Source organism: Pseudoalteromonas sp. G5_S1_14_S5, assembly GCF_054968605.1.
Map to the genome: position 1 here is coordinate 1 of NZ_JBQKUM010000056.1, position 10508 is coordinate 10508.

Annotated in this window: 12 protein-coding genes; 5 read left to right on the forward strand and 7 right to left on the reverse strand. The window is 41.6% G+C overall.

The annotated features are described in order from the left end of the window. Positions 1-63 precede the first annotated feature (63 nt). Positions 64-648 carry a superoxide dismutase [Fe] gene (gene sodB, locus ACTRWI_RS16060; protein ID WP_004741703.1) on the reverse strand — a complete coding sequence of 195 codons (585 nt, stop codon included), beginning with the start codon at positions 646-648 and terminating at the stop codon, positions 64-66. Positions 649-917: 269 nt separating this feature from the next. On the opposite strand from sodB, the gene ACTRWI_RS16065 reads away from it, so the two are divergent. Next, a complete protein-coding gene (locus ACTRWI_RS16065) occupies positions 918-1256 on the forward strand; it encodes a Grx4 family monothiol glutaredoxin (RefSeq protein WP_499132767.1) in 339 nt (112 codons plus the stop codon). A gap of 96 nt (positions 1257-1352) precedes the next feature. Continuing rightward, positions 1353-1982 carry a DsbA family protein gene (locus ACTRWI_RS16070; RefSeq protein WP_499132768.1) on the forward strand — a complete coding sequence of 210 codons (630 nt, stop codon included), beginning with the start codon at positions 1353-1355 and terminating at the stop codon, positions 1980-1982. Positions 1983-2171: 189 nt separating this feature from the next. On the opposite strand, the gene ACTRWI_RS16075 is transcribed toward ACTRWI_RS16070, so the two are convergent. Beyond that, positions 2172-3497, reverse strand: a complete 1326-nt coding sequence (locus ACTRWI_RS16075; protein ID WP_499132770.1) for a Na+/H+ antiporter family protein — start codon at positions 3495-3497, stop codon at positions 2172-2174. Between the two features lie 65 nt (positions 3498-3562). Continuing rightward, positions 3563-4207 carry a ribonuclease T gene (gene rnt, locus ACTRWI_RS16080; protein WP_499132798.1) on the reverse strand — a complete coding sequence of 215 codons (645 nt, stop codon included), beginning with the start codon at positions 4205-4207 and terminating at the stop codon, positions 3563-3565. A 188-nt stretch (positions 4208-4395) separates the two neighbouring features. On the opposite strand from rnt, the gene motY reads away from it, so the two are divergent. Continuing rightward, entirely contained in the window at positions 4396-5277 is an 882-nt protein-coding gene (motY, locus tag ACTRWI_RS16085) for a flagellar protein MotY (protein ID WP_499132771.1), read from the forward strand. A 106-nt stretch (positions 5278-5383) separates the two neighbouring features. Here the strand turns inward: motY and ACTRWI_RS16090 are convergent, their stop codons facing one another. The 4 genes from ACTRWI_RS16090 to ACTRWI_RS16105 all read right to left on the reverse strand — a co-directional run bounded on the left by ACTRWI_RS16090 (position 5384) and on the right by ACTRWI_RS16105 (position 8858). Next, positions 5384-5818: a DUF2753 domain-containing protein gene (locus tag ACTRWI_RS16090; protein ID WP_004741697.1), complete on the reverse strand. Its 435-nt coding sequence runs from the start codon at positions 5816-5818 to the stop codon at positions 5384-5386. Between the two features lie 467 nt (positions 5819-6285). Further along, complete coding sequence (gene gloA / locus ACTRWI_RS16095; RefSeq protein WP_008220190.1) at positions 6286-6702, reverse strand: lactoylglutathione lyase; 417 nt, start codon at positions 6700-6702, stop codon at positions 6286-6288. Between the two features lie 373 nt (positions 6703-7075). Then, positions 7076-7567 (reverse strand): hypothetical protein, encoded by a 492-nt coding sequence (locus ACTRWI_RS16100; RefSeq protein WP_499132772.1) that lies wholly within the window; start codon positions 7565-7567, stop codon positions 7076-7078. Positions 7568-7658: 91 nt separating this feature from the next. Next, positions 7659-8858, reverse strand: a complete 1200-nt coding sequence (locus ACTRWI_RS16105) for a hypothetical protein (protein ID WP_499132774.1) — start codon at positions 8856-8858, stop codon at positions 7659-7661. A gap of 149 nt (positions 8859-9007) precedes the next feature. Between ACTRWI_RS16105 and ACTRWI_RS16110 the strand changes: the two genes are divergently transcribed. Then, on the forward strand, positions 9008-10231 hold the full coding sequence (locus ACTRWI_RS16110) for a ParB N-terminal domain-containing protein (protein WP_499132776.1): 1224 nt from the start codon (positions 9008-9010) through the stop codon (positions 10229-10231). Then, complete coding sequence (locus ACTRWI_RS16115) at positions 10228-10449, forward strand: hypothetical protein (protein ID WP_499132777.1); 222 nt, start codon at positions 10228-10230, stop codon at positions 10447-10449. Before ACTRWI_RS16110 ends, ACTRWI_RS16115 begins: the two co-directional genes overlap by 4 nt. Positions 10450-10508: the final 59 nt, after the last annotated feature.

A 10508-nucleotide genomic window follows, 5' to 3' on the forward strand; every position in this document is an offset into this window, starting at 1 on the left:
CACGCCTAGGCATGAGCTTTTAATAGATAACTCGCTAAAAATAGCGTAGCTATAAGTAATAGATTACTTAGCTAGGTTCTCTTCTACGAAAGACCAGTTTACTAGGTTCCAGAATGCAGCCATGTAGTCAGGACGAACATTACGGAAATCGATGTAGTAAGCGTGTTCCCATAGGTCAACAGTTAGAAGTGGAGTAACACCTTCTTCTGTTAGAGGAGTAGCAGCGTTAGAAGTGTTAACGATGTCTAGAGAACCGTCAGCTTTCTTAACTAACCAAGTCCAAGAAGAACCGAAGTTGTTGATTGCTGAATCAGTGAATTTTGCTTTGAATTCTTCGAAAGAACCGAATGCAGCGTTGATAGCTTCTGCAACAGCGCCAGTTGGTTCGCCGCCTGCTTGAGGAGCTAGACAGTGCCAGTAGAACGTGTGGTTCCAGATTTGAGCAGCGTTATTGAAAACACCACCAGTAGAAGTCTTGATGATCTCTTCTAGTGTTTTGCCTTCAAACTCAGTACCTGGGATAAGACCGTTTAGTTTAACAACGTAAGTGTTGTGGTGCTTACCGTGGTGGAAATCTAGCGTTTCTGCTGAGATGTGTGGTTCTAGCGCGTCTTTCGCGTAAGGAAGAGCTGGTAGTTCAAATGCCATTGCTCAATTCTCCATTGATATGAAAGAGTTAACTCTTTCGATTGCTTCCAGTGATATTATTATTCATGGCTCGCTATGCTGCCAACCATGGTCAATTTGCTGACTTGGTTTCTAGTTTAGCAAGTTTTTACTTTATTAAAAGCATATTTCATCACTTTTATGTGAATTGTTAGTTTAGCTTTTTAACCGTTTTTTTTATATGGTTTTTATTCTTTTGGTTTGGGGTAGAATAAAGGCAATAAAAGCCGTAATCCATTAATGAGGAAGCAATGGAAACTATCGATAAAATCAAACAGCAAATTGAAGAAAACACTATTCTACTGTACATGAAAGGTTCTCCTAAGCTACCTAGCTGTGGTTTCTCTTCTCAAGCGTCTCAAGCTCTAATGGCATGTGGCGAAAAATTTGCTTACGTAGATATTCTACAAAACCCTGATATCCGTGCAGAGCTACCAGCTTACGCACAATGGCCAACTTTCCCACAGCTTTGGGTTGAAGGTGAGCTAATCGGTGGTTGTGACATCATTCTTGAGATGTTCCAAAAAGGCGAACTTCAGCCAATCATCAGAGAAGCAGCAGCGAAAGTTGCTGGCGATGACGCTGAGTAAGTTCCAGCCTTTTCGCTGAACAGTAAAATGAGGGGCCTTAATTAGGCTCCTTTTTTGTTGGAATTGATTGAGAGTCGACTCGATAAGGAACGAGAAATGAACGTCAAACTTCATTATGTACATGATCCAATGTGCAGCTGGTGCTGGGGATATAAGCCAACGCTGGAGTTACTAAAACAACAACTGCCTGCGAGCATTGATTTTAACTACGTAGTCGGTGGCTTGGCTCCGGATTCTGATGAACCAATGTCAGAAGAGATGAAAGGTAAGTTGCAAGCTATCTGGAAGCAGATCGAAGCCAAATTAGGTACAGAGTTCAATCATGAATTTTGGACTGAGTGTAAACCAGTTCGTAGTACTTACCCTGCGTGTCGTGCTGTTATTGCTGCGGGTTTCCAAGATCATTACGAGCAGATGCTTGAAGCGATTCAACACGCATACTACTTACGTGCAATGCTGCCACACAGCGAAGAGACACATAAGCAATTGGCTGAAGAGCTAGGCATGAATGTGCAGCAATTCGAGAACGATCTTGCAGGTAAGCTACTTGAGGGTGAGCTAGAAGACCAATTGAGCTTCAAACACGCGATGGGTGTGCATTCTTACCCAACCCTAATGCTTGAAGTCGACGGTATCTTCACTGAAGTCGAGCTAGATTACCACTCATCAGAAACGACACTTAAGTCGATAAGAGAAGTTCTAGTAAAGAGCGCTCCTACCGCTTAATTGACGATACTGAATCGTATTGTTCAAACCACTTCAAAGGCTTGTTCGTAAGAGTAAGCCTTTCTTTTATGCAACGGGTTTGGACTCAGGATCTAACCTGTCGGAGAAATCTCAGATACAAAAAAGACCGCACTAGGCGGTCTTTTTAAGTTTTGAACATTGATTCTGACTATAGAACCTAGTTATCTGCTACAGAATCATAGCTGCAATCCAACCGAATACGATCAGTGGGATGTTGTAGTGTAGGAACGTCGGTACAACGGTTTCCCATACGTGCTCGTGTTGGCCATCAGCATTAAGACCAGATGTGGGACCTAACGTTGAGTCAGAAGCCGGAGAGCCAGCATCACCAAGCGCTGCTGCTGTTCCTACTAGAGCAATAGTTGCCATTGGAGAGAAACCAAATGCTGCCGCTAATGGAACGTAGATAGTTGCAAGGATTGGAATCGTAGAGAACGAAGAACCGATACCCATAGTTACCAGTAGACCAACCACTAACATAAGTAATGCTGCTAGAGGTTTGTTGTCACCGATGCTTGTTGAAAGTGCTTCAACTAAAGATTCAACGCCACCAGTTTGCTTCATTACTGCTGCGAAACCTGCCGCGGCAATCATGATGAAGCCGATCATTGCCATCATGTGTACGCCCTTGGTGAAGACATCTTGTGTCTCTTTCCAAGCAATTACGCCACCGAAAGTGAAGACCATGAAACCAGCAAGTGCACCGATGATCATTGAACCCGTCGATAGCTGAACAGTTAGTGCGGCAACAATACCTGCCGCCGCTACTAGGATGTGCTTCTTGTTTATCTGTTTTGCTTCAGTTGAAACAACCGTGTGAGATGTTTCTTTGTATTGGCGAGGCTTACGGTAAGTGAAGAACACGGCCGTTAGAAGGCCGAAGATCATACCTGCAGCTGGTAGTAGCATTGCCATTGGTACTTGGCTCGCTACTACGCTTTCCAAACCGTTGTCGTGAAGGTTCTTAAGCAGGATATTGTTTAGGAAGATGCCACCAAAACCGATTGGTAATACCATGTATGGTGTAATCAGACCAAAAGTAAGCACACACGCAACCAAACGACGGTCTAGGTTCATTTTTGCGAATACGCCTAATAGAGGTGGAATTAAAATTGGGATGAAGGCGATATGTACCGGAATCACGTTTTGCGATGACATTGTCACTAGGATCAAAGACGCTAGGATGCCGTATTTAAGACCAGTCGATGCCGTGCTGTTCTCTTTGCCGTGAATGCGTTTAATAACACTTTGAGCAAGTAGGTCTGTGATACCAGAACGTGAGATAGCAACAGCGAATGTACCAAGCATAGCATAGCTAAGTGCGATAGTTGCACCGCCGCCTAATCCACTTTCGAAAGCCGCGACTGCGTCGTTCAAGCTCATACCAGAGGCTACGCCACCGATAATTGCACTGAACGTCAGAGCAACGACTACGTTTACGCGCATCAAAGCTAAAACAAGCATGATGCAAACTGAAATTACAACAGGATTCATATTATTCTCGGGATGTTGTGTTCTTTATTAAAGGTAATACGACAATACGTTTACCGATTCTATTTTTATTCTTCGTCTACAAGCGGCCAACCACCAAGGGCTTTCCATTTGTTTACTATGCCGCAAAATAACTCAGCGGTTTTTTGCGTATCATACAAAGCAGAGTGTGCTTCTTTGTTGTCAAAATCCATCCCTGCAGTACGGCAAGCTTTAGCCAAAACGGTTTGACCGTAGGCAAGACCACTAAGAGCTGCAGTGTCAAAAGTAGCAAATGGATGGAAAGGGACGCGTTTAAGCTTACAACGCTCACTTGCCGCATTGACGAAGTTTAAATCGAATGTAGCATTGTGAGCGACCATGATTGCACGACTGCAATCTGAAGCTTTTTGTTCTTTTCTCACTAGCTTGTAGATTTCTTTAAGGGCTTCTTGTTCAGACACTGCACCGCGTAATGGGCTAAATGGGTCTTTAATTCCGTTAAAGTCTAATGCTGCCTGCTCTATATTTGCGCCTTCAAAAGGCTCAATGTGAAAATGAAGCGTTGATGCTGGGTGCAGTTCTCCGTTTTCATCCATTTTTAATGTAATGGCACAGATTTCTAATAATGCATCGGTTTCTGCGTTAAACCCTGCGGTTTCCACGTCGATGACCACTGGAAAATAGCCACGGAAGCGTTTTTTTAGGGTCAGAGCTTCGTTTTCTACAATCATGTTAGCCCAAATAAGTGTGATTAAGGCTGCATTATTGCAGATAATAGCAGTGATAAAAACTAGGAAAGGGTAATAAATCACAAATTACCAAGCGCGTTTCGGCTTGATAATTGCATGTTTAAACTCAACAGAAATAGGCGGCAATTGGCTGCATTGTTAAACGAATTGCTTAAGAGATACTCCACTTTATGAAGAAACAACTCATAACAGGTTCAATGCTATTTTCGCTCCTTATGTCGTCATCAGTGATGGCACAAGAAAAGCGTTACGGAGCATCTCCTCAACAGTCGACATGGGAGATGGTGGCTAACACGCCCTTAGAGTGTCGATTAGTGCATCCTATCCCTAATTTCGGTGATGCTGAGTTCTCATCCCGAGCGAGTAAAAAAATCATTTTAGATTTTGAACTGAAAATGCGCCGCCCGATGGGTGCGACTCGTAATGTCAGCTTGATCTCTATGCCACCACCTTGGCGCCCAGGCGAGAGTGCCGATCGCATGACAACCATCAAGTTCTTCCAGCAATTTGATGGTTATGTTGGCGGACAAACGGCTTGGGGTATCTTGAGTGAACTAGAGAAAGGGCGCTACCCAACCTTTAGTTACCAAGAGTGGCAGAGCCGAGATCAGCGTATCGAAGTGGCGTTATCGTCAGTGTTGTTCCAAGAGAAATACAATGTGTTCAGTGACTGTATCGCGAACTTGTTGCCGTACAGCTTCGAAGATATCTCATTCACTATTTTGCATTACGACCGTAATAGCGATCAGCTAAACAAATCATCACGTAAAAGGCTTAGTCAGATTGCCGAGTATGTTCGTTATAACCAAGATATTGACCTTGTTTTAGTCGCGACCTACACCGATTCGGCAGAAAGCAAAGGCATTAGCCAAAACCTGTCAGAACGAAGAGCTGAGTCTTTAAGAGAGTACTTTAAATCTCTTGGTTTGCCGGAAGACCGCATTAAAGTGCAAGGCTATGGCAAGCGTCGCCCAATTGCTGATAATAGCTCGCCAATTGGTAAAGACAAGAACCGACGTGTGGTTATCTCCCTAGGTAGAACACAAGTCTAAGCTGGTAGCGAAAGACCTTAAATGAAAAAGCCCGTTAATATGACGGGCTTTTTGGAATCTGAAATTTTGTTAAATAAACTCGATATGTGCCTATAGACGGATTTGCTTAGTTGAGGCGGAAGCGAGCGATCATTTCGCAGTTAGTCGCGGTATCGATTTTTTCCACCATAGAGGCAATTTTAGGGTTTGGATGGCGTTTCATGAAATCGATAAGGGCTTTTTTACAACAGCCAATAGAATCAATAAAGCTAGCACATTGTGTATTGGGACACTGAGGGATCAGAGTCAGTACTTTCTCTGAAGCTAATTGAAGATATTTAAGTTCATACTCGGTATCACCTGCCCAGCGCCAGAATTGCGCAAGGTTATGACAAGATATCACAGAGATCAGTAACCGCTCATCAGCCTCTATATCTGTACGCTCAGTGATCTCCTCACTTAGGTTCAGTGCCTGCTGATAATGAAGAATACTTCGTACAGGATCGTCGAGCTGCAATGCCGTGTCGGCGAGTAACGTGTGTTTTTCCCATTCGCTAATCATTGTATTACCTCACTAATCAATAGGGGTTATAATTTAAATGATAATCATTATCAAGTAAAGTTTCATCAGTGCGGTTGTTAATAATATATAGGGCATGTTGACATTTTGAGCTTGTTTTTGCAGCGAGTTGCTGGGTTTATATGGAAGGATGAGACTTTGATATGTCGTTTGTTTGTAAGAGAAGTTGATATGTAGTCGTTAATAACCAGCAAACGCTGCCCAAAGGGTTCGGCAAAAAGCGTTTTTCTCTTTGTTGAGGCAGACTTGCTTAAAATGACTAGGCTACTTCTCCCTCGCCGCGATTAAAACGCTTTTCTCTCGAACAAAACTCAACCGAAAAACATCAACAAGCCCTAGAAAAGAATATCGATTGTGGGGAGAGTGATAAAAAAGAAGCGAGCATAGTGCTCGCTTCTTTGTTCATTTGATTAGCTTTTCTAGCCTAATCTTGCAAAGGTATTTAGGAATTAACCTTCTAGACCAGCGCTCGCTTGTTTGTTTTGAATCAGCTCAATCATGTAACCGTCAGGATCTTTAACGAATGCGATGTGTGTAGAACCGCCTTTTACTGGACCAGGTTCACGAGTCACGTTACCGCCTGCTGCTTTAATAGCGTCACACGTTGTGTAGATATCATCAACACCGATAGCTACGTGGCCGAAAGCAGAACCAAGGTCGTATTCAGTCGTACCCCAGTTGTATGTCAGCTCAATCACTGCACCTTGCGACTCATCGCCAAAGCCAACGAAAGCTAGCGTGTATTCGTACTCTTTGTTTTCGTTCTTACGTAATAGCTGCATGCCCATTACGTTTGTGTAGAACTCAATAGACTTATCTAGATCACCCACGCGTAGCATGGTGTGTAAAATACGACCGTTAGACATGATTTGCTCCTAGCTTTAACTATGTTTACGTTTTTGTAATTTTGTTTTCTGCCGCCGGACAATGGCAACATTGTTTAGCCAATAGGCTTGTGGTTCTGGTTTATGAACTTAGACTTCAGTTTTCTCTTTAAATATGGATTATGTTCACTATAACTTATTTTTAGGTAATTAGACGAACTAGCCAAACCCCCATGCTTCAAGGGAAGGAGAGCTTTCCTTGCACAAATATTATTTACAAAAATAGTCAATTTTGTAAAAGTCATAGGTTTTATAGGGTCACCCATCAGTGTTCATAGGTGACATTCTTTACAAAAAGAGCTGTAACGAAACTAAACTTGTTTATCTGATTCTTCTACAGGTTTCCTTGAGTATCTTAACAAGCTCTTTCGCTAAACCGTTTTGTTGCACGAATTTTATGTATAAGTTCATCCGTTACCCCTAAACCAAACGTAGATGTTAGGTGTTGCTCTGGGTAGAAGGATAGAATTTCTGACGCCGCATCACCACAAAGATACCAAGTCGCCTCCAAAGCTTGAGAATGAGCGATCATCTTTCGTATAGGATCATTGTCCCCTATATGTAGATTCAAAGCTCTATCTGGTGCTAGTTCATCTTCAGCAAGTAATCCACATTCAATGAACAATGAGCGTTTGTATTGATTGCCTAAAGGGTACAACTTAAAACCAGACTCAATAGCTGCACTACGAAGTTTTTCGACACATATGAGATCGGGTTTAACAACTTTAAGCAAATTAGTGCGTGGATTAGTACGCCATTTTTCGTAAGCAAGCAAAACTCTTTCATTGCTCTTGATGTAACTCTGTGAGTAAAAAAGGCTAGAGGTATCAAAGTACAGAATTTTCATTAGTTTCTTAGCTCTTCGGTTCTAGATCTGAGCATAGTATCTAATATGATTAATGCCTTAGGAAAAGACAAGCTGCTCTAGTTTGTACATGTTACACATTCTTGTTTTTTAAAACACCATAGAAATACTCATATAGCCCAAATCTAAATTGGCGAGTCGAGCTAGCGGCGTTTTTGTATAGCCGCCCTTGAAAGTCCAACTCCATAACAGAGCAATCTTTCCAATGCTCAGCATTTTTACTGTAATCCAACTGTCCTAACACTTTCCCTGCTATTTTTAACTGTTCTTTCGAAGCGCTATTGGAAACTAGTTGATGTATTGTTAGCCCTAGCGCTTGCCAAACCTGAGGAGATAGTTGGTATCCCGATCGGTTGCGGACAAATGCTTGTTTCTGAAGCTTAAGCCACTCCGCTAAGAACGTTACAATTAAATCGACGTAGCCTTCAGAAAGTACTGAAGTGAGGCTTTCTCCAGTTGCTAAAGTGATGTCTTTGGACATCTTGCTGTATTCTTGTGTTCCTATTCCTGCTACAGCGCCGACGGTCGTTTTAAACAAGACATAGTGTGTAGTGATGTAACGCTCTGATACTTTTACATGTTTTGCGTCAGACTTAACACCACCATAAGACTGCATTCTCGTTTCAGCAATAATCTGTTCAATGAAAGGTTTCAATGGGTAATTCACATCGGATATAGCACCTTTGCCATCACTTAGGTGTGGCAGGCTCATCGAAGAATCAAAAATCTGACTCTGTTTAAATAGCTTGACAATATCATCATTATTCAAGCCTTGCTGATCATCAAAAATGACACGCACTTCTATACTTTCCATCGCTATACGCTGTCTAAGTTCGCTCTTAGAGTTAGCTTGATCAACAGTGAGTCTTGAACTGAAGAGAAATGTTCTAAGCCCCAATGTTTTACAGATAGCAACCAAACTCAATACGTTACCCACAATATGAGTTTCAGAACAGTCGTACTCCAAAGAGGATACGAGACTGCATCCTCCTTGAAGTTTTGGCTTGCCCTTAACTGCGAATGTTAGTGTTAATGGTGCGATCGTGGCGCCATTGGATACTTGTTTTTCTAGTTCTGCTTGGATCATTTGAACTTTGTCGGAATTTGTTGAATTCACAGCAGAATCCTTAATCCACCTTAATTCAGGTAAAACTCTAGCGACAGAAAAGTAAGAACTAATTTCCACAATAGGCATTGTCGTAATGAGGGTTTTTGTAGCTAGCTCTTTTGGTGAGAGTAGCATTCCATTAATTTTTTTTTGTGAAAGTTTCAATTCTTTTCATCCAGTTAACCAACATCCGGAGTTTAAATTAAAAATAGAATTTGATCCGACATGCATGTCGGATCAATAATTGGTGTCATCACTCTTAAAAAACCACTGTTCTAGAATTTTTTGCAGCAACCTAGATAGAGAATGACTACATGGAAAACAAAAAAATAAATAGCTCTGACGAGATATCTAACGAAGCTTTGGAAACATCAATTGTTCATAGCTTGGTTGAGAGGTATGAAGATAAGGAGGAGGGCAGTTATCTTGCAAGTTCAAAACGATTAGTCAATACATCTACAACTTTACTCAACTCCAACCAAGTAGAAGACATCTTTAAATCAAAAGCTCGTTATTATTCAGGGATTAGAGCGGTTCAAACCACTCTAAAACATACTGTACTTTATATTACTCCTCAAATAGCAAGAGATATGCTTAGATTTTCGCAGCGCGGTGCAATTAATGCGAAAAACAAGAACCGAAAGTTGAGTAAAGTAAAAGTCAAAAAGTACGCAGAGGATATGAAAAGTGGACAATGGTGTTTGACTGGTGAACCTATTATCATTTCTAATGACGGAGAGATACTAAATGGGCACCATCGTTTGGAAGCATCATATGAAGCTGGGGTAGGTTTCATTGCACCTGTAACTTATGGTGTAACAGATGAACTTTCTTTTGCTCATATTGATGTTGGCAATATGCGCTCACGTTCGCAAGTATTAGAAATGGCAGGAGTTAAGGTGAATGCCAAAGTATTGTCTCGTGTGGCGATGCTATCAAAAGCGTTTGAAATGACGCAGAACCCTTATGCGTTTCGAGGTACTCAAGGAACTTCTTTCCAGCCTGCTGAAATATTAGCTTACGTGGAGAAAAACGAAGAGCTCGCACTATCTGTAGATTTCGTCGCAAATGTTGTAAAACGGCATAAGCTTGAAAGCCAAGCATCAGAGGCTATCTATGCATTTGCGCATTGTTTGATAAAGCAAAAGCTTAAGGATGCTCGGAAAAACCAATCATTACCACTATCTCCTGAAACCTACCTAACTCGAATTATTTCTTCTCTGGGTCTTGAGTCCGAAGACGATATTGAATATCAAGTTCGTAACTATCTCCAGTCACTAGTAACTGAATCAAGTTCTTACTCATTACTTTGTAAGCTTTCTGCAATATTTAAAGGTTGGAATATGCATTTAGGTATACCCGTTGTTGGTAATAAAGTGAGCGTACGCCGAGTTGCTCGTTTCAGAAGAGATGAGGATGGGAATAAAATACCTCTCCCATCAGCAGGTAATATCAATGAATCGTTTACTGTCCCATGTATTAAAAGAGGAGTGACGCCTAAGCGTATTTCTCAACAAGCTAATATGAAAGCATCATGAAGGAAGCTGAACGAGTAGTCCCAGATTTAGAGAAGTTTGGCTTCCATGAAGATGTTCCTTTTTTAGTTGTAGACCCTTCTAGTCTGCCTGATAACATCAAGCGTGCCTTGGATGGATTTATGATAGGACAAACAGTTCCTCATAGTATTTACATCTATGCTCATGATTATGAGTTCTTTCAGCAATTAGTTAAATCAGGTTATATAAAGGTAGAGTAAAACTTAAAAGATAAGTGGTGGAGCCTTTGTTCTACCACTCAGTTGATCAGAACTAGCAA